The following is an 18298-nucleotide window of genomic DNA, read 5'->3' as shown; positions in this document are numbered from 1 at the left end:
TGGCTTTCGCCAGGACGACATTGGGGGAGCAGCCGGGCCGCGCGGTTAACCCGCCAGATACCGCTCGTAGCTTCCCGTCACCGGCTCGCTTGCTTCGACTTCCGGATCGAGCGTGTAGAGATCCTGCGCGCGGCCGATGCCGCGCAGCGCGTAGCGGCCGGTGGAGACGAGATAGCGGCGCCCAGCGGCATCGAGGCCCTTGTAGAACTCCGCAGATGCCAGCAGCTCGCGGTCGACCGAGCGGCTCATCGAGGCGATGCGGCTGACCTCGTTCACCGTCGGACCCACCACCGTGAAGTCGAGCCGGTCCTCGCTGCCGATATTGCCGTAGAAGACCTCGCCGACATGCAGGCCGATATAGGCGGACGTGGTGGGGCGGCCGTCGGTAGCCCGACGCGTGTTCAGCGCCGTGACGTTCTGGCGGAACAGGTGCTCGGCGCGCAGCGCTGCACGGCGCGCGGCCGCCATGTCCTCGCCGGTGAACATCGCGAGCACGCCGTCGCCGATCAGCTTCAGGACGTCGCCGCCGGCGTCGTGGATCGCGTCGATCACGGCCTGCGCATAGTCGTTGAGGAAGGGAATGATCTCGTCCGGGCCGATGCTCTCGCTGATCCCGGTCGAGCCGCGCAAATCCGAATACCAGAGCACTGCGTTGATGCGCTCGGTGACGCCGCGCGAGATGCGGCCGCCCAGCACCTGTTCGGAGGCGCCGCGGCCGAGATAGACCCGCCCCAGCGTGCGCGCGATATCGACCTGCTGCGCCGACTTGATCGCGAGCCCCAGCACCGGCACGAGATCGCGCAGGGACTCCAGCTCGGCTTCGCTGAAGCCGCTGTCGCGGCGCGTGGTCCAGCAGGAATAGAGGCAATCCATCAGGCCGAGCGCGCCGTTCTCGCCGAAGCGATGCACGAAGGCGAGATAGTGCTTGTGGCCCTTCTCGGCGAGCTCGCCGATCTGCGAGAAATCCAGCGACGGCGCGTCGGCAAGATCGATCACCATCTCGTCGTGACCGTGCTCGAGCATGTGGAAGAACACCGACCGGCGCCAGTGCTGGGCCGCGTCGCCCTCGGCGGTCGAGCCGTATTCGAACGCGTCGCTCTCGTTGCTCGCCCGATCGCTCCAGCGGAAGCCGCGGCCCTCATAGATCGGATGCAGCGTGTCGATGACGACGAGGGCGCGCGAGAGTTCCAGGCCCTCGGCGCGGCAGCGTTCGCAGAACCCGCGGAGCAGTTCGTTTTCGGGCAGGCCGGTGAGCCCCTGGCCGGTCAGCCAGTTCATCAGCGCAAGGCGCGAGGTCAATTGCATGCGCCATTATGCCGTGCATTCGTGACGAGCGAAAGGCGCAAGCCCCGCGCGAGCCGTACGCAAGGCTCCCGTCCCTTGCAGGTCGAATATGCCGCGATCGCGGTTGACGCACTCGCAGCGCGGGCGGCAAATGCCGGCGATGATGACTTTGTCGGCCAGAATCGGAAGCACGCGCGGATGAGCCAGCGCCAGCTCCCGATCATCCTGGCGCTCGGCACCACGCAGACCCTTGCCTGGGCTTCCAGTTACTACCTGCCGGCCCTGCTCGCCGATCCCATGGCGCACGACCTTGGCGTCTCCTCCAACTGGATCTTCGGCGCATTCTCGGCCTCGCTGGTGATCTCCGCGATGCTCGGCCCGCGGATCGGGCGGCAGATCGATCTGGTCGGCGGGCGGCAGGTGCTGTCGGCTTCCAACCTGACCATCGCCGCCGGCCTCGTACTCCTTGGGTTGTCGCAATCCGTTCTGGTGATGGCGATCGCCTGGCTCGTGCTCGGCATCGGCATGGCGATGGGACTCTATGACGCCGCCTTCGCCGCGCTCGGCCGCATCTACGGCACCGAGGCGCGCAGGCCCATCACCGGCATCACGCTGATGGCGGGCTTCGCCTCCACCGTCGGCTGGCCGCTGACTGCCTGGGGCCTCGCCCATATCGGCTGGCGCGAGACCTGCTTTGCCTGGGCGGCCGCCAACATCCTGATCGGCCTGCCCCTCAACTTCTTCATGCTGCCGGCGATCAAGGGCGCGAAGCAGGCGGCGGCGACGGCCGCGAAGCCGCATGTGCCGCTCGACCGCACCATGATCCTGCTCGCCTTCGTCTTCGCCGCGGCCTGGACGGTCACCGGCGCGATGGCGGTGCACTTTCCGCGCATCGTGGAGGCAACCGGCGCGACACATGTCGAGGCGATCGCGGCCGGCGCGCTGATCGGTCCGGCGCAAGTGCTCGCGCGCATTCTCGAGGCGAGCGTTCTGAGCCGCTTTCATCCGCTGTGGTCGACGCGGCTCGCCTGCGTGACCCATCCGATCGGAGCGGCCGTCGTCGCGATCTTCGGCGCCGCCGCGGCAAGTGCGTTTGCGCTGCTGCACGGCTCGGGCAACGGCATCCTGACGATCGCCCGCGGCACGCTGCCGCTGTCGATCTTCGGGCCGAAGGATTTCGGCTACCGCCTCGGCATCATCGGCGCGCCGGCGCGGATGGCACAGGCGGTGTCGCCGCTGGCCTTCGGCCTGCTCATCGACGTCATGGGCGCCAAGGTGCTGATGGTCTCCTCCGCGCTGAGCCTCTCGGCGCTGGCGGCGCTGTTCCTGGTCCGCGCAGGGCGCCGGCCCGATTGACCGCCCGGCCGCTTTCGCGCACAAGCGGGCCATGACCGAAGACAACAGACCGCCCCGCACATTCAAGGGCCTGCTGCGCTGGGCGACCACGCCGCCGCAGGCCTGGGTCGTCTATCTCCTTGCCGTCATGCTGGTGTGGCTGCTGTCGTTCTATGCCGGCACGCTGAAGCCGAAGAAGACGCCGGAGGGCGGACCACCGCCGGTCGCGGCGCCGCGCTGAAGCATGCCGCTTCAAGCCAAAGCCATCGCGATTTAGGCGGCCCGGACGTCCTCGACAAAGCTGCCCACCTCGCTTGTCAGTTGCTCGGCCTGTCGCGACAGACCGTCTGCCGCGCTCAGCACCTCGCTCGCAGCGACGCCCGTTTCCGTTGCCGCCTTGCTCACGCCACCGATGGTCGCCGTCACGTCTTTCACCGATTGCGACGTCTGCTGGACGTTGCGGGATTCCGGCGAAGACGGCGAGCAGCCCGGTGTGGCAACAAACCGGTCCGAGAAGCTAGTCGTAGAACTCCGGAGCCATCTTCTGGCTGTCGCGCTGGGCCTTGTCGTGATTGATCCAGAGCTGCGCCTTCTCCCTGGCGAGCGTGTCGGCGATCTTCTGCATCGAGGCCGCGCTCTGGTCCTTGTTGACGTTCATGCTGGGCACGCGGCGGTTATCCCAATTGTCCTTGAAGTGCACTGCATCGCCGGACAGGATCACCGCGCCGGTCTTCGGCAACTTCACCAGCAGCGACTGGTGTCCCGGCGTATGGCCGGGTGTCGACAGGATGGTCACGCTGCCGTCGCCGAACACGTCCTTGTCGCCCGCGAGCTGCTCGACCGGATGCGAGGGCTTGAAGCGCGGTTCGTTGTTGGCGCCGGGCCAGTCATATTCGGCCTTCTGCACGTAGAGCGTGGCCTGCGGGAACAGCTCGACATTGCCGGTGTGGTCGGGATGCGTGTGCGACACCGCCATCGCCTTGACGTCATCCGGCTTGAGGCCGAGCTGTTCGAGCTGGGCGGCAAGCGTCTTCGGCCGGCGCCAGGTGACGGCCTTGGGATCGGCGGGAACCAGGCCATTCGGCATCGCAGCGACGGCATCGGCGATGCCGGTGTCCCACAGGAACCAGCCCTTGCTGCTGTGCTTGATGAGATAGCAGCTGTCGACGAAGTCCATCGACTTGCCTTCGTTGAGGCCGGGCGTCCAGCGCGAGATATCGCCGGCGGTGCCCTCCCCGCAATTGAGGACGTAGAGCTTTTCGACGCCTGATTTCTCGGACTGCGCGAGCGCCGCCTGGCCCGACAGAGCCAGCGCGGCCACGGCGAAAGCAAACCTGATCTTCGTGATCCCTGACATCATCCTTGGTCCCTCTTGCAGCGCAAGCCTTGTATGGCTGCGACCGAGGATCAACCCCGGCCGCGCCGCCGAATTCCGTTTCGGCAGATCACATCAATGCGGGCAGGTCTCGACCTCGACCGTAACGTGGCTGAGGCCCTTCAGCCCGGCGAGCCGCTTCTTGTAGACGGCCGGCTGCTTCGGCTTGTCCGACACCACCGAGACCAGCACGGCGCAATGGCCGGGGCCGACCTGCCAGAGATGCAGGTCGGTGACGCGGTCCTCTCCGACCTCCATGCGGGCGCGGATGGTGCGTTCGAGCTTCTCGTCGGCGCGCACGTCGAGCAGAACCGCGCCCGAGCTCTTGATCAGGCCGAACGCCCAGCTCGCGATCACGACGCTGCCGATCAGGCCGACGGCCGGATCGGCCCAGACCCATCCCGAAGACATCGCCACCAGCAGCGCGCCGATCGCGAGCACCGAGGTCGCGGCATCCGCCATGACGTGGACATAGGCCGCTCGAAGATTGTTGTCGTGATGATGGTGGTGATGATCATGATCCTCGTGATCATGATGCACTTGGCCGTGGCCGTGATCATGGCCGTGATGATGGTGATCATGGCTGCCGCGCAGCAGCCACGCGCTGGCGAGATTGACGCAAAGGCCGAGCGCCGCCACTGCGATCGCCTCGCCATAGACGATCGGCACCGGCGTGAACAGCCGCAGCACGCTCTCATAGGCGATCTCGACCGCGATCAGGCCGAGGATGATGGCGCTGGAGAAGGCGGCGAGGTCTCCGAACTTGCCGGTGCCGAAGGTGAAATGCGAATTCCCCAGATGCCGGCGCGCGAAGCGGTAGGCGAACGCGGCAATGCCGAGCGCCGCCGCGTGCGTGCCCATGTGCCAGCCGTCGGCCAGCAGCGCCATCGAGCCGAACAGCGAGCCGGCGACGATCTCGCCGACCATCATCACCAGCGTCAGGACCACGACCAGCCAGGTGCGCCGCTCGTTCTCATCGTGCCTGTCGCCGAGGAAGGCGTGGTCATGGGTCCATTGCTCAATGGAATGGGAATGCATCGGCTCAACTCTCCGGAAAACAGAATCCGCGAAGGCCAATATAGGCCCCGGCAGCATATCTTTCTAACGCTCATTAGCGGCGAAACCGGCGGTTGACAGCTTGGCGCGGTTTCGTTGTAATGCGGCTCATGGGGATTTGAGCGATCTCCCCACGAGGCGACATGCCCAAGTATCGCGTCCCGTTCGGTTTATGCGAGGACGCATCATGTCTACATTCACGACCATATCATCCGACAAATTGGCGCGCCTGATCGGCACGGCCAACGCCCCTGCCCTGATCGACGTGCGCACGGAAGAGGACTTTGCCGCCGACCGGCGGCTGATCCCGGGCTCGATCAAGCTCAGCCACGACAAGGTCCAGGACTGGGGCGGCGATTTCGCCGGCCGCAGGGCCATCGTCTCGTGCCTGCGCGGTGAAAAGCTCGCACAGGGCACCGCCGCCTGGCTCCGCCAGTTCGGCGCGCAGGCGGAGACGCTGGAGGGCGGCTTCGAGGGCTGGAAGGCGGCCAAGCTGCCGCTGCTCGACACGCGCAAGCTGCCTCCGCGCGACGCCAAGGGACGCACCGTCTGGGTGACGCGGGCGCGGCCGAAGGTCGACCGCATCGCCTGCCCCTGGCTGATCCACCGCTTCGTCGATCCCAACGCGGTGTTCCTGTATGTGGCGCCGTCCGAGGTCGTCGCGGTTGGCGAGCGGTTTGGCGCGGCGCCCTTCGACATCGAGAACGTGTTCTGGAGCCACCGCGGCGAACTCTGCACCTTCGACGTGATGATCGAGGAGTTCGGGATCGCGACGCCAGCTTTGCTCCGGCTCGCAACGCTGGTGCGCGGCGCCGACACCGCGCGGCCTGATCTGGCGCCGGAAGCGCCCGGTCTGCTCGCGGCCTCGCTCGGGCTGTCGCGGATGTACGACGACGACCTCGAACAGCTCGAGGCCGGCATGCTGCTCTATGACGCCTTCTATCGCTGGTGCCGCGACGCGACGGCCGAGACCCACAACTGGCCGACCAACAAGGTGAAGGCGTAATGGATACCCGTAACGTTCAAGCAGGAGCTGATGCCGGTCACGGCATCAGCTTCAACGAAGCCTTCCGTGTCTGGCTTCGCGTCGCCTGCTTAAGCTTCGGCGGGCCCGCGGGCCAGATCGCGGTGATGCACCGCATCCTGGTCGAGGAGAAGAAATGGATCTCCGAAGGCCGCTTCCTGCATGCGCTGAACTACTGCATGCTGTTGCCGGGACCGGAGGCGCAGCAGCTTGCGACCTATGTCGGCTGGCTGATGCACCGCACCGCCGGCGGGCTGATGGCGGGCGGGCTGTTCATCCTGCCCGGCATCATCGCCATCATGGCCTTGAGCTACGTCTACGCCGCTTTCGGCAATGTCAGCTTCGTCGAGGCGCTGTTCTTCGGCCTGAAAGCGGCCGTGCTCGCCATCGTCGTCGAGGCCGTGGTGCGCGTCGGCAAGCGCGCGCTGAAGAACCGCATCATGATCGCTCTCGCTGCGATAGCCTTCGTCGCCATCTTCTTCTTCGCGGTCCCCTTCCCGATCATCATCATTGCCGCCGGCGTGATCGGATATATCGGCGCCAGGCAGGGCCGGCCGGAATTCGCCCCGGCTGGTCACGGCGCTAGCGGCAGCAGTGCGGTGATCGACAGCATGCTCGGCGACGCCGTACCCGATCACGTCAAGCCCGATACCGCGCGCGCGATCCGGGTCGGCGCGCTCTGGCTTGCGCTGTGGCTGGTGCCCGTGATCGCACTACTCGCCGCGTTAGGCCAAGCCAACGTGTTCAGCCAGATCGCCCTGTTCTTCTCGAAAATGGCGCTGGTCACCTTCGGCGGCGCCTATGCGGTGCTGGCCTATGTCGCCCAGCAGGCGGTCGAGCATTATCACTGGCTGAAGCCGCACGAGATGCTCGACGGCCTCGGCATGGCCGAGACCACGCCGGGCCCGCTGATCATGGTGCTCCAGTTCGTCGGCTTCATGGCCGCCTATCGGGACCCCGGCGGCCTGTCGCCAATGCTGGCGGCGACGTTCGGCGGACTGCTTGCGACCTGGGTCACGTTCACGCCCTGCTTCCTCTGGATCTTCGTCGGCGCGCCCTATATCGAGCGCCTGCGCGGCAATACGGGCCTCGCCGGCGCGCTCAGCGCGATCACCGCCGCCGTCGTCGGCGTGATCCTCAACCTCTCGATCTGGTTCGCGCTGCACACGCTGTTCCGCGAGACCGTGCCGGTGCAAGCGTTTCCGTTCGCTTTCGACAGGCCGGTGCTGACCAGCGTCGACATTCCGGCGCTCGTGCTGTCGATCGCAGCCGCCACCGCGATCTTCCGCTTCAAGCTCGGGATGCTCACGGTGCTTGCGGGCAGTTGCGCGGCTGGTGTTGGGCTGCGGATGGCGGGAATCATCTAGGAAGAGGAACGCACCCGTCACCTGGCGCCAGGGCATGTACGCGGTGCGGTCTCAGGTCTTGTCCCTCGGACGTCCGCATCACGGACTGACGCGGCCGCCGCCAAGTCCCGCCCTACAGGGCTTGATCGTATGCCTGCAGGATCCGGACAAAATCAGCCATGCTGGATCGATCTCCGTTTTCAGCCATAGCCGCGATCTGACCATTGGACGCGGGTTGGTTTCCCTGCCAGAACCGCATCAGGAAATCGGCGATGTTACGCATGGGCGTACTCTCTGGACCAACCATGGCAGCAAGCCTCAGTTGAGCGGCAAAGCGCCGCTGGATCGGGAGAAGAGCCCGGCGGGCACTACGCCGCCGGCCTTGTCCCGCAACTGCCGGCTCGCAGGACCGGTTCCGTTGCTCTTCACTCTGGATGTATCGGTAGCACCAAGCACTTGGTGGGCGCCATCGCGCGGAGGTATGAAGTGACCATACCTAGGTAGACCTGGGGCCGCTGCGTCGGGATCAGTCGACCAGGTGTCGGTTTGATCGCTGGTCGCTTGGCCACTTCCGTTGATGGCCCGCGCGTCCATGGGGCATCACCTCGGGAGCCGCGAGAAGCGGAAATTGCAGTGGCTCGCGCCGCCAGCCAATGTTTGCGTCCTGTCCAGACGGATGCCGCGCACAGCATAGGCGTCGAAATCAAGCCCGCAGATGTTCGGCAGGATGTCCTTGTCTCCATGGCGAGCCGCGAATTTGCAGAAGCCGCAGGCCTTGTAGTTGATGCCGAACTCAAAGGTGTCACCCGCGCCCGGCTCGACGAAATCGTAGACGAAATCTTCCGGATACTCGTCCTGATGGCTGCTTGTGACGCTTTGCGCGGCCTGCTCGCGCAGCAGGGCCTGGTTCTCAGGCGACATGAACTGACGCCCCGCAGCGAGACGTTCCGCTTCTGGCACGGTGAGCAATTGCGCCTTGTAGGTTTCCCGCTCGATCTCGCCGATCATGGGCAGCGGCACCCCGTGTCGCCGGAGCACACGGCTGATCGCCATAAAACCCGTGAGACGCATGAAGAAATCGCTCATGCGACTGGCCGCGCCGCCGACATAGGGCATTTGGGTGAGCACGATCTCGAATTCGTCCATCACCTCCTGCCTGATCCCGTCGATATCCGACAGATGCGCGCGCTCGCGCAGCATCGCTTCGGCAAGGTCGAGGCGCTGGCGCATGGCGGCCTCCATTGCACCGCGATGCGCCTCGTAAAAGGGGTGGAGGATCTCAGCCATTGGACACCTGACACGATTGGCCTGTTGCAAGGTCGGCGAGAGCCGGGTTCATTCCGCGGCAATCGCCTCGATTTCCAGCAACCATTTGCTGTCGACGGTCTCGACGATCACGACTGTCAGCGCAGGCCGATGTTCCCCAAGCATCGCGCGGCGAATGGTGCGGTTGGGCACGACCTGCTTCCGGTCGGTCAGGAACGTCGTGACCTTGACCAGATTCTCGACGCCAAGGCCGGCAGCGGCAAGCACCTCGATGACGTTGCGCCAGGCTTGCTCGCATTGCGCCTCGAATCCTTCAGGCACGGCTCCGTCAGATGCCTCGGGCACCTGGCCGCTGACAAATAGCAGGCGGCGATGCTGCTTCAATTCAAGTCCCATGCTGTAACCGCCGGCGGGAGCGTGGACCGTTGCGGGATTGTGGCTGACGATGTGAGCTGGGGGCATAGCGTTTCTCCGGATTGCGGGCTGACCGTATCCGGCAACATCGCCGCGGCGCAAAGCATCATTCCTGCGGTTCAGCGCAAGAAAATCTATTGCAAGGCCACGGCCCATCGGTGTCAAACTGCGACGCGATGACCTACTCTCTTCCGCCACTCAACGCGCTCCGTGCCTTCGAAGCCGCCGCACGGCATCTCAGTTTCAAGCTCGCCGCGCACGAGCTGCACGTGACGCCTGCCGCCGTGGGGCAGCAGGTGAAAGCGCTGGAGGCACGCCTCGGCGTGCGCCTGTTCGAACGGCTGCACAAGCAGCTGATCCTCACCGCCGCCGGTCAGGCCTATCTGCCCGGGATATCCGATGGCTTTCGCTGCATTGCGGATGCGACCTCGCAATTGAAACCGGCTGGTGCAGTGCTGCTCCAGCTGGGGGTCCATGGCAGCCTCGATTTGCGCCGCCTCGCCCTGGCGGAGTTTCGCAGCGCGCATGCCGATATCGGTTTGCGGGTGCTGCAACCCGCCGGCCTGCACGAGCTGGTCGAAGGCAAGGTCGACCTGCTGATTGCCCGCGGTCTTGGCCACCATCCGGGCTATCGCTGCGATCGGATCAACGAGGGATCCGGATTGGGTGATTGGCTGATTGCGCCCGAGGGCACCGCGGATTGTCCCGAGATCGTCAGCTTTCGCGAATGGCTGCGCGCGCTGGCGAACGAGGCCCCGCTCGCAAACCGCAACCGCCCTCGCCTGGTCCGCACCGTCGGAAGTTGAGGCAACCAGCGAAGAAGGAATTGCCCGTCGGGCACGACACCCGCACAAATCTCCCGCCTCGCCTGTCAATCCTCCGCCGCAAATATATTCCACTTTACCGAAATTCGGATTTCGCGTACACACTGGACAACCTGGCCCGAGACAAGGGGCGGATCGCGATCGTCACGAACCGCGGGCCGGGCAGCGATGGACGCGACGGCGTCGGGCGCGATCGGCATTGCAGGGCGGGAAACCGTGAGCAATTGCCTTCGCGCGAACGACACGGCGCCGACAGCGTCTTCGCATGGCCGCGACGGTGAGCACACGCCAGCCGTCGAGGATGCATGCGAAGACGTGCGCGGACGGAGAAGTCGTGTGGTCCTGACGCCCGGGGTCTGTGCGTCAAGCCTTGCGGTGATGATGCGATCCGACCGGACGCGCACATCAGCCATCCGCGAGGCGACGGGGGCAATAGTGCATCGCTCCCCGAGGAGAGCACGAAGGACACCGTTAAAACCATTCGCGCAGGGAAGGCCGGGCGACCGGCATCACCTGTGGTCCACACCGTGTGCACTCTTTTTGTAGCGCACGGACCTGCGGGTGCCAGCCGGCGCCCGGCCTTCCCTGCGCCCTTGTCTTTGCGAGGGCGCTGCGAGAGATAAAACTCGGGCGACATGCGCCGCGAGAACGCGAACTTTCGCCCGCTGTTTGAAACGTGTAACCGAGCGATCACCTGTCTAGCCTCACTCTCGGTGTCATCGCCCGGCTTGACCGGGCGATCCAGTACTCCGAGACGGTCGTGATTGAGAAGAGAGGCCGCGGCGTACTGGATGTCCCGGTCACGCCGGGGCGTGACACTGTGTTGTGGCAGCAGACAACGCCTGGCCGGATTTCCCTACCGCATCATCATCCGCGCAATCGCCTCGCCGATCACCACCGTCGTGAAGTGGGTGTTGGCGCGGCAATCCGACGGCATGATCGAGGCGTCGGCGACGCGCAAGCCCGCGATGCCCTTCACCGTGCCGTCGGGGTTGACGACACCGTCGGCGTCGTTGACGCCGCTCATGCGGCAGCTGCCGGCGGCGTGCTGGATGTCTCCTGTCTCACGGCGCAGCAGCGCGTCGAGCTCGTGATCTGGCAGCGCCGCCGCTTGCGGAAGCGTCAGATCGGTATCGGTCAGCCTGATCCAGTCGGCAATGCCTGACAGCGCCGGCTGGGAGGTGATCACGGCCAGTCGCTTCACCGCATCCATCATGCGCAGCATGTCGCGGGGATCGGCCAGCATGTTCTCCTCGACAACGGGATCGATCGCGGGATCGGTCGAGGCCAGTTTAAGCGTGCCCCGCGAATAGGCGTTGAACAGTCCGGCGCCGATCGCGCCGGGCACGCCGATACCGCGGTGGTTGAAGGCAATCAGGATCATGTCGCGCTTGCCGCCATCGGCGAGCCCCGAGGAATAGGTCACGCAGCAATTGGTGTGGCGGGTGTTCGGATCGGTGGGCCGGAGATTTTCATGGAGCTGGATCGTGGCGCGAAACAGCGGATGGTCGAAGAAGTGGCGGCCGACCGGCAGATCGCGCTCGACCGCAATTCCCATCGCCTTCAACTCGTCGGCCGGTCCGATGCCCGAACGCAGCAGGATCGCCGGGCTGTGGATCGCGCCGGCGCACAGCACGATCTGGCGCGCACCGATATTGCTCGTGCCCTGCCCCTCGATGTGGACGCGGACGCCGGTCGCCCGGCCGTCGCTGATCAGCACGCGATCGACCAGCGCATGCCCGCGAATTTCCAGATTGGCGCGGCCGCGCGCGGGCTCGAGGTACCCTTCATTGGTCGTGATGCGGCGGCTGTCGCGGCTGTTGATCGGATAGCAGGCGACGCCCTCGCCATCAGGGCCGTTGACGTCGGCGCACCAGGGATAGCCGCTCGCCAGCGCCGCATCGCGCAAGCCCCGATCGATCGGCCCCCATGTCTCGGGCGGCGCGCGATAGACCGGCAGCGGTCCGCCGCGTCCATGTCCCTCGGCATCGCCGAATTCCATGTCGTCCTCGATCACCGAGAACAGCGGCATCACGTCCTTGGCCGACCAGCCGGTGCAGCCACTGGCCGCCCATTCGTCGAACGCGTCCGCGACGCCGCGGATGGCGATCTGGCCGTTCATCATCGAGGAGCCGCCCAGCCCCTTGCCGCGCCAGTAGAAGCGCGGCTCCTGCCCGGCCACGCGGCGCGTCAGGAGATCGGGCCACTGCCATTTCTCCTGATACTCGCGCCTGTGGATGATGGGAATCGGATTCGGCGTCATCACCTCCCAGGGCGCATCAATGGCGCGCCAGTCGAGGCCCGCTTCGAGCAGCAGGACGCGACGTGCGGGATCCTCGGAGAGCCGTGCCGCAACAGCGGCGCCGGCGGAGCCGCCGCCGACAACAATGACATCGTACATCGTGTTACTTCTCAACATTCCAGAACACCGGGATGGCGGACGGTATCAGATTGCGCAGCGCCGCGCGAGAAAGCGCCGGCTGGGCGAACTGGCCCCACGGAATCCCGGGCGCCTGATCGTACATCACCGTCTGAATCTCGGCCGCGATCTTCTTGCGATCCTCCTCGGCAGGCGCCTTGGCGAAGGCTTCCATGAGCGGCGTGATGCGCGCATCGCATTGCCAGCCGGTGAAGTCGGCGCAATTGAAGGCGACCATGACGTTGGTCAGCGGCGAGCCGAGATCGAAGCCGCCGGCGTGAACGCCATAGACGCTCCAGCCCTCCTTCTTGGCGCGGCGCGCCAGCACGCTCGCCCAATCCATCACCTGGAGATCGACGTTGAAGCCGGCCTGCTTCAGCCGCTCGGCCAGCACCTGCGCCGAGACGCGCGGGGCTTCGAGGTCGTTGGCCTCCATGACGACAACGGGCTCGCCGGCATATTTCGTCGCCTTCAGCGCGGCCTTCGCCGCTTCGATCGACGGCTTTGCGGCAGCTTCCGTGCCGGCCTTGCTGTCATAGGTGGTGCCGCACGTGAAGAAGGTCGCGCAGGGCGTGGCGTATTTGGCATCGAGACCGAGCGCATCCAGCACTTCGCGCTGGTCGACCAGCTTCCACAGCACGCGCCGGATCGCGGGATCGTCGAACGGTTTCGAAGCGGCGTTGAGGCGATAGGCCCCTGCGAACATGTTGCCGCCGGTGAAATTGACCAGCTTCACGCGGGAGTTCTTCTCGAGCGTCGGCAGCAGATCGAACGGCGCGTACTGCATGAAGTCGACCTCGCCGGCCTGGAGCGCGGAAGCCGCGGTCGCACCATCAGGAATGACGCGGATCTCGAGCGTGTCGACATTGACGCGCTTGCCGCCGGCAAGGAAGTCGGCAGGCTCGGGGCGCGGCACATAGTCGGCGAACTTCTTCAGGATCATGCGGTCGCCGGTGCGGTGATCGGCCTTGCTGTAGACGAACGGGCCGGAGCCGACGATCTCGGTGATGCGCTGGTCGCCGGGCGTCCTGGCGATGCGCTCGGGCATCATGAAGGCGACCGGGCTGACGGGGTTGCCGAGCGCGTCGATGACGAGGCCGGAGGGCTCCTTCAGCGTCAGCACGAACGTCTTGGCGTCCGTCGGCTCGAGCGAGGCCGTGATGGCGAAGATGCGGCGGCCGAGCGCGCTGCGGGTGCCCCAGCGGCGCAGCGAGGCGACGCAATCGGCCGCCGTGACCGGCTGGCCGTCATGCCACTTCAAGCCGTCGCGCAGCGTGAAGCTGTAGGTCAGGCCGTCGGGCGAGACCTTCCAGTCCTGCACCATCTGCGGCTTGATCTCGCCCTTGGAATCCTTCGCGAACAGCGTGTCGAACACCATGTAGCCGAACGTGCGCGAAATATAGGCCGTGGAAAAATGCGGATCGAGCGTGACGATCTCCGCCTCGAGCACCGCAACGAGATTGCCCGCCGCATGCGCCGGCGCCGCCACCAGCGCGAGGGCGAACAGCGCCGGAATGAAAGACTTTGGTTTGAACATTGGTGCCTTTTGCTGCTTCTTGAGAGTTCATTTGCAGCCGAAGAAAAAGCAATGTTCGTGCCCGATCGACGCAGGCACTCATGCGCTCACGACTATCAGCCAAGCGTTTGCGCGCCACACCGCCGGTGTCATCGCCCGGCTTGACCGGGCGATCCAGTATTCCAGAGACGACTGAGGGATGCGGAATGGAGGAGCGATGCACTCGCCGCTCGTCATTGCGAGAAGCAATCCAGACTGTCGCCGCGGATAGATTCTGGGTTGCTTCGCTGCGCTCGCAATGACGATGTGGAGGCAACGTCGCGCTACACCGTCAGTCGTCATGCCCGGGCTTGACCCGGGCATCCACGTCTCTTCTCAAGAGCTGCGGCGCGTGGATGGCCGGGTCAAGCCCGGCCATGACGATGTGGCGAGAGCCCGCCCTACCCGATCCCCCGGCCGAACTTGTTCGACTTCGGGAAACCCTTCGGAGGCAGGCGGCCGGCGTCGGCGCGGGTGCCCTGCCACTCGGCGAGCTCCTTCATGGTCGCGGAGAATTCGCGACCGGCGGAGTCCTTCCAGGTCAGGCCAGCCTTGGCGTCGAACACGACGACGTCGGAGAGACCACCGTCCTTGTACTTCTGCAGGCGGACGCCTCGGCCGCGGGCCATCTCCGGGACCTGGTCGAGCGGGAATACCAGCATCTTGCGGTTCTCGCCGATGACCGCGACGGTGTTGCCGACCACCTCGGTGACCGTGCGTGCCTCGTTCGGCATGTCGACGTTGAGGACCTGCTTGCCCTTCTTGGTGGTGCCGACGCAATCGTCCTCGTTGACGACAAAGCCCTGGCCCTCGTGGCTCGCGACCAGGAATTTGCGTCCACCCTTGTTGACGAACAGTGCGACGGGTGCCGCCTCCTGCTCGAGGTCGATGAACAGGCGGATCGGCTCGCCATGACCGCGCCCGCCCGGAAGTTTCGCGACATCGAGCGAGTAGAACTTGCCGTTGGTGGCGAACAGCAGCAGCTTCGACGTCGTCTCCGCGAAGAACGCGAAGCCGAGCTTGTCGTCCTGCTTGAAGGCAAGGCCCGAGAGATCCTCGACATGCCCCTTCATGGTGCGGATCCAGCCCTTGTCGGAGACGACGACCGTCACCGGCTCGCGCTCGACGAAGGCCTCCTCGATCGCGGCGAGATCGTGCTCGGGCGCATCGGCAAAGGTGGTGCGGCGCTTGCCGAGCGGCGTCTTCGGCCCGAACATCTCGCGGACCTTGCCGACCTGCTCGCCAACCTTCTTCCACTGCTCGGCTTCCGAGGCGAGCACCGCGTTGATGCCCTTGAGCTCGTTGCGCAGGTTCTTGTCCTCGGTGCGGATCTCCATTTCCTCGAGCTTGCGCAACGAGCGGAGCCGCATGTTGAGGATGGCTTCGGCCTGCACCTCGGTGAGCTTGAACGCCTTCATCAGCGCCGGCTTCGGCTCATCCTCGGTGCGGATGATCTTGATCACCTTGTCGATGTTCAGATAGGCGATCAGGAAGCCGCCGAGAACTTCCAGCCGATGCTCGATCTGCGCCTTGCGGTAGTTGCTGCGCCGGATCAGGACGTCGCGCAGATGATCGAGCCATTCGCGCAGGCACTCCGCGAGCCCCACGACCTTGGGGATGCGGCCCTTGATCAGCACGTTGAGGTTCAGCGGAATCTTGTTCTCGAGCTCGGTCAGCCGGAACAGCGATTCCATCATCAGCGCCGGATCGACGTTCTTCGACTTCGGCTCGATCACGATGCGGACGTCTTCGGCCGACTCGTCCCTGACGTCGCCGACCAGCGGCAGCTTCTTCTGGTCCTGGAGCTCGGCGATCTTCTCGATCAGGCGCGACTTCTGCACCAGGAAGGGGATCTCGGTGACGACGACGACCCAGGTGCCGCGCGCGCCCTCTTCCTGCTCCCACCTGGCGCGAACGCGGAACGAGCCGCGGCCGGTCGTGTAGGCTTCGGCGATGGCCTGCTTGGAATCGACGCAGATGCCGCCGGTGGGAAAGTCCGGGCCCTTGACCCACTTCAGCAGCGCCTTGGACTTCGCGTCGGGCTTCTCGATCAGATGCAGCGCCGCGTCGCAGAGCTCGGCGGCGTTGTGCGGCGGGATCGAGGTCGCCATGCCGACCGCGATGCCCTGCGCGCCGTTGGCGAGCAGGTTCGGGAAGCCGCCGGGCAGCACGACCGGCTCCTTCGACTGGCCGTCATAGTTGGGACGGAATTCAACGCCGTCCTCGTCGATGCCCTCGAGCAGAAGCCGCGCGACATCGGTCATGCGCGCTTCGGTGTAGCGGTAGGCGGCGGGGTTATCGCCGTCGATATTGCCGAAATTGCCCTGGCCGTCGACCAGCGGGTAGCGCGAGGAGAAATCCTGCGCGAGGCGAACCATGGCGTCGTAGATCGCCTGGTCGCCGTGCGGATGGAACGAGCCCATCACGTCGCCGACGATCTTGGCGGATTTCTTGAAGGCCGTGCCGGGGTCGAGCCTGAGCAGGCGCATGCCGTAGAGGATGCGCCGGTGCACCGGCTTCAGGCCGTCGCGTGCGTCCGGCAGCGCGCGGTGCATGATGGTGGAGAGCGCATAGGCGAGATAGCGCTCTTCCAGCGCCTCGCGCAGCGGCACCTCATGGATTTCGGCCGGTTCCGGCGGAATCAATCGTTTTCCCATGCCGCCCGGTTAAACCGTGGAAGCGAATCGGGCAAGGATGGATTGGTTCCCTGTGGGCGGCTTACTGCCCCGCCCAGCCGGCAGTCACAGTCTGGGTGGAGTGGGGATTTTGGGCCTGTGTGGTGGTCGGCGCGTTGGCCAAGCAGCGCCTGGCAGCCTCGATCTCTGCTTCCGTCGCGCCCTTGGACCGGGCCCATGCCTCTGCGGCTGCTGCCGAATATTTGGCCACATAGAACCTGACGACCGTGCAGGAAGCGCGGCGAACCAGTCCTGTTTGCTCGCCTGCGAGGGCGTCCGGCGCCAGCGCAATCAGCGCTGCCGACACAATAAGTCCCTTGATCAGCATCAGGTTTATCCCCGGGTTGGAACCCCACGGGCCAATCCGAGAAACCCGGTTTGGTTCCGGGATATTTCATCTGATCAGGCAATACAGAGCCGCGCTGACGTCATGGCGCCGGGATCGCCGCCCTCGCCTGCTGCCGCGTCAAGGCATTGATGAAGCCGGCCCGCGCGTCGGAATGGACCTGCCCGCGCGGCTCCAGCACGTGGCGCAGCAGGAACAATCCGGTCAGCCGAAAGCCGTCCTGGAGATCCTGGTCGGTGAGTTCGCTCGCGGTTTCACCCTGGCGCAGGAACGGCGGCAGGCGCAACAGCCGGTCGCGCCATGGCTCGCCCGCGCCGCGCGACACCGCGCCGCCGGACTTCGGCGAAACGTAGATCAGGTCCGTGGTCTCCCCGGTCACCGCGCAATTGTCCAGCGCGAGCCCGAAGCCGAGCTCGGCGAGCATCGCCAGCTCGAAATGGATCACGTGGACGGCGGCGCTGCCGATGTCGTCGAAATCGTCGAGCGAATGTTCAAGCAGCGCAAAGATTTCCCCGTGCGGATCGCGCTCGGGAAGGAGCCGCGCAATCGAGGCCAGATGGGTGACGCCGTAGACGCCGTGGGACGATGCCAGCAGCGTGGCCGCACGCAGCTTCAGGCCCTCGACCGCGTAGGTGCCGAGATGCTCGTCGAGCCGCGCCCGCCACACCGCGCTGACGCTGTTGCCCGGTTGCAGCAAGGGCCGCATCCGCGAACCGGCGCCGCCGCGGACGAGACCGAGATGGCGGCCGTGTTCGCGCGTCAGCAGCTCGACGATGGCGCTGCTCTCGCCATGCCGCCGCACCCCCAGCACGATGCCTTCGTCGGTCCATTCCATGGGGTGAAGCTTACAGGATTCCGGTCGGGAGCGCAGCGCTCTCTCCCCCGTCATTCCGGGGCGCCTCGAAGAGGCGAACCCGGAATCTCGAGATTCTCAGGTGCGCAATTGCGCACCATAGTTCGATGCTTCGCATCGCCCCCGGAATGACGCTAGGCGTTGAACCAGCCCTGCGCATCGCCGCTGAAGGAGAAATACAGGCCCATCGTGGTCAGCACGCAGGAGACAATCTCGATGGCGCTGTCGAGCTCCATGCCCTTCTCGCCGATGATCTGGCCGAGCGAGATCACCGACAGCACCAGGGCTGCGGCCAGCACCCAGCGCGGCCAGTTCTTGCGCCAACGCGCCGCCAGCCAGACGAAATAGACCAGCAGAAGGATCATGCCGCCGGCGAGCAGCGTCGCCGTCATGATCATCTGCTCGGTCATATCGGCATTGGGCGTGCGGTCCTGCACCGCCACCGACAGCGCATCCAGCATCAACGACGCATAGAGCAGCGCTTCGAAGCGCTGGACGTTCGTGGGCACGCTCATCGGATACCGAT

General features: G+C 65.6%; 18 protein-coding genes. 5 read left to right on the top strand and 13 right to left on the bottom strand.

Annotation, left to right across the window (positions count from 1 at the left end; all coding sequences use genetic code 11):
* Nucleotides 1-45 precede the first annotated feature (45 nt).
* On the bottom strand, nt 46-1305 hold the full coding sequence (locus XI08_RS23670) for an adenylate/guanylate cyclase domain-containing protein (RefSeq protein ID WP_271576159.1): 1260 nt from the start codon (nt 1303-1305) through the stop codon (nt 46-48).
* A 177-nt stretch (nt 1306-1482) separates the two neighbouring features.
* Here XI08_RS23670 and XI08_RS23665 point away from each other — a divergent pair, with 177 nt between their 5' ends.
* Nucleotides 1483-2640: an MFS transporter gene (locus XI08_RS23665; protein WP_271576165.1), complete on the top strand. Its 1158-nt coding sequence runs from the start codon at nt 1483-1485 to the stop codon at nt 2638-2640.
* 31 nt (nt 2641-2671) lie between these two features.
* On the top strand, nt 2672-2860 hold the full coding sequence (locus XI08_RS23660) for a hypothetical protein (protein ID WP_271576158.1): 189 nt from the start codon (nt 2672-2674) through the stop codon (nt 2858-2860).
* A 32-nt stretch (nt 2861-2892) separates the two neighbouring features.
* Here the strand turns inward: XI08_RS23660 and XI08_RS23655 are convergent, their stop codons facing one another.
* The 3 genes from XI08_RS23655 to dmeF all read right to left on the bottom strand — a co-directional run bounded on the left by XI08_RS23655 (nt 2893) and on the right by dmeF (nt 5032).
* Complete coding sequence (locus tag XI08_RS23655) at nt 2893-3045, bottom strand: hypothetical protein (protein ID WP_271576157.1); 153 nt, start codon at nt 3043-3045, stop codon at nt 2893-2895.
* Nucleotides 3046-3136: 91 nt separating this feature from the next.
* A complete protein-coding gene (locus XI08_RS23650; RefSeq protein WP_271576156.1) occupies nt 3137-3979 on the bottom strand; it encodes an N-acyl homoserine lactonase family protein in 843 nt (280 codons plus the stop codon).
* Between the two features lie 90 nt (nt 3980-4069).
* A complete protein-coding gene (gene dmeF, locus XI08_RS23645) occupies nt 4070-5032 on the bottom strand; it encodes a CDF family Co(II)/Ni(II) efflux transporter DmeF (RefSeq protein ID WP_271576155.1) in 963 nt (320 codons plus the stop codon).
* A 205-nt stretch (nt 5033-5237) separates the two neighbouring features.
* Between dmeF and XI08_RS23640 the strand changes: the two genes are divergently transcribed.
* A complete protein-coding gene (locus tag XI08_RS23640; RefSeq protein ID WP_271576154.1) occupies nt 5238-6056 on the top strand; it encodes a chromate resistance protein ChrB domain-containing protein in 819 nt (272 codons plus the stop codon).
* Complete coding sequence (gene chrA, locus XI08_RS23635; RefSeq protein WP_271576153.1) at nt 6056-7441, top strand: chromate efflux transporter; 1386 nt, start codon at nt 6056-6058, stop codon at nt 7439-7441. The genes XI08_RS23640 and chrA overlap by 1 nt, the downstream gene beginning before the upstream one ends.
* A 112-nt stretch (nt 7442-7553) precedes the next feature.
* Here chrA and XI08_RS23630 read toward each other — a convergent pair whose 3' ends face one another.
* The 3 genes from XI08_RS23630 to XI08_RS23620 form a co-directional block, all read right to left on the bottom strand.
* Entirely contained in the window at nt 7554-7703 is a 150-nt protein-coding gene (locus tag XI08_RS23630; protein WP_167771051.1) for a hypothetical protein, read from the bottom strand.
* Between the two features lie 317 nt (nt 7704-8020).
* A complete protein-coding gene (locus tag XI08_RS23625; RefSeq protein WP_271576164.1) occupies nt 8021-8707 on the bottom strand; it encodes an L-2-amino-thiazoline-4-carboxylic acid hydrolase in 687 nt (228 codons plus the stop codon).
* A gap of 48 nt (nt 8708-8755) precedes the next feature.
* Nucleotides 8756-9148, bottom strand: coding sequence for a RidA family protein (locus tag XI08_RS23620; protein WP_027548380.1), 393 nt, complete (start codon nt 9146-9148; stop codon nt 8756-8758).
* 128 nt (nt 9149-9276) lie between these two features.
* On the opposite strand from XI08_RS23620, the gene XI08_RS23615 reads away from it, so the two are divergent.
* A complete protein-coding gene (locus XI08_RS23615) occupies nt 9277-9906 on the top strand; it encodes a LysR family transcriptional regulator (RefSeq protein WP_271576152.1) in 630 nt (209 codons plus the stop codon).
* Nucleotides 9907-10780: 874 nt separating this feature from the next.
* Here XI08_RS23615 and XI08_RS23610 read toward each other — a convergent pair.
* The 6 genes from XI08_RS23610 to XI08_RS23585 all read right to left on the bottom strand — a co-directional run bounded on the left by XI08_RS23610 (nt 10781) and on the right by XI08_RS23585 (nt 18287).
* Nucleotides 10781-12325: a GMC family oxidoreductase gene (locus XI08_RS23610; RefSeq protein WP_271576151.1), complete on the bottom strand. Its 1545-nt coding sequence runs from the start codon at nt 12323-12325 to the stop codon at nt 10781-10783.
* A 4-nt stretch (nt 12326-12329) separates the two neighbouring features.
* On the bottom strand, nt 12330-13880 hold the full coding sequence (locus tag XI08_RS23605; RefSeq protein ID WP_271576150.1) for an ABC transporter substrate-binding protein: 1551 nt from the start codon (nt 13878-13880) through the stop codon (nt 12330-12332).
* 419 nt (nt 13881-14299) lie between these two features.
* Nucleotides 14300-16555, bottom strand: a complete 2256-nt coding sequence (parC, locus tag XI08_RS23600) for a DNA topoisomerase IV subunit A (protein WP_271576149.1) — start codon at nt 16553-16555, stop codon at nt 14300-14302.
* 61 nt (nt 16556-16616) lie between these two features.
* Nucleotides 16617-16901 (bottom strand): hypothetical protein, encoded by a 285-nt coding sequence (locus XI08_RS23595; RefSeq protein ID WP_027547159.1) that lies wholly within the window; start codon nt 16899-16901, stop codon nt 16617-16619.
* A gap of 100 nt (nt 16902-17001) precedes the next feature.
* Nucleotides 17002-17754, bottom strand: coding sequence for a DNA repair protein RecO (recO, locus tag XI08_RS23590; RefSeq protein ID WP_271576148.1), 753 nt, complete (start codon nt 17752-17754; stop codon nt 17002-17004).
* A gap of 152 nt (nt 17755-17906) precedes the next feature.
* The gene (locus XI08_RS23585; protein WP_271576147.1) at nt 17907-18287 is read right to left on the bottom strand and encodes a hypothetical protein; all 381 of its coding nucleotides are present in this window, start codon (nt 18285-18287) and stop codon (nt 17907-17909) included.
* Between the last annotated feature and the right edge of the window lie 11 nt (nt 18288-18298).

The organism is Bradyrhizobium sp. CCBAU 11361, from assembly GCF_028128935.1.
GTDB classification, from domain to species: Bacteria; Pseudomonadota; Alphaproteobacteria; order Rhizobiales; family Xanthobacteraceae; genus Bradyrhizobium; species Bradyrhizobium niftali.
This window is presented reverse-complemented; position numbering and strand designations above follow the sequence as displayed.

Coding starts and splice junctions, on each gene's coding strand:
- XI08_RS23670 (WP_271576159.1), bottom strand. CDS start 1,305: ATGCAATTGACCTCGCGCCTTGCGCTGATGAACTGGCTGACCGGCCAG.
- XI08_RS23665 (WP_271576165.1), top strand. CDS start 1,483: ATGAGCCAGCGCCAGCTCCCGATCATCCTGGCGCTCGGCACCACGCAG.
- XI08_RS23660 (WP_271576158.1), top strand. CDS start 2,672: ATGACCGAAGACAACAGACCGCCCCGCACATTCAAGGGCCTGCTGCGC.
- XI08_RS23650 (WP_271576156.1), bottom strand. CDS start 3,979: ATGATGTCAGGGATCACGAAGATCAGGTTTGCTTTCGCCGTGGCCGCG.
- dmeF (WP_271576155.1), bottom strand. CDS start 5,032: ATGCATTCCCATTCCATTGAGCAATGGACCCATGACCACGCCTTCCTC.
- XI08_RS23640 (WP_271576154.1), top strand. CDS start 5,238: ATGTCTACATTCACGACCATATCATCCGACAAATTGGCGCGCCTGATC.
- chrA (WP_271576153.1), top strand. CDS start 6,056: ATGGATACCCGTAACGTTCAAGCAGGAGCTGATGCCGGTCACGGCATC.
- XI08_RS23630 (WP_167771051.1), bottom strand. CDS start 7,703: ATGCGTAACATCGCCGATTTCCTGATGCGGTTCTGGCAGGGAAACCAA.
- XI08_RS23625 (WP_271576164.1), bottom strand. CDS start 8,707: ATGGCTGAGATCCTCCACCCCTTTTACGAGGCGCATCGCGGTGCAATG.
- XI08_RS23620 (WP_027548380.1), bottom strand. CDS start 9,148: ATGCCCCCAGCTCACATCGTCAGCCACAATCCCGCAACGGTCCACGCT.
- XI08_RS23615 (WP_271576152.1), top strand. CDS start 9,277: ATGACCTACTCTCTTCCGCCACTCAACGCGCTCCGTGCCTTCGAAGCC.
- XI08_RS23610 (WP_271576151.1), bottom strand. CDS start 12,325: ATGTACGATGTCATTGTTGTCGGCGGCGGCTCCGCCGGCGCCGCTGTT.
- XI08_RS23605 (WP_271576150.1), bottom strand. CDS start 13,880: ATGTTCAAACCAAAGTCTTTCATTCCGGCGCTGTTCGCCCTCGCGCTG.
- parC (WP_271576149.1), bottom strand. CDS start 16,555: ATGGGAAAACGATTGATTCCGCCGGAACCGGCCGAAATCCATGAGGTG.
- XI08_RS23595 (WP_027547159.1), bottom strand. CDS start 16,901: ATGCTGATCAAGGGACTTATTGTGTCGGCAGCGCTGATTGCGCTGGCG.
- recO (WP_271576148.1), bottom strand. CDS start 17,754: ATGGAATGGACCGACGAAGGCATCGTGCTGGGGGTGCGGCGGCATGGC.
- XI08_RS23585 (WP_271576147.1), bottom strand. CDS start 18,287: ATGAGCGTGCCCACGAACGTCCAGCGCTTCGAAGCGCTGCTCTATGCG.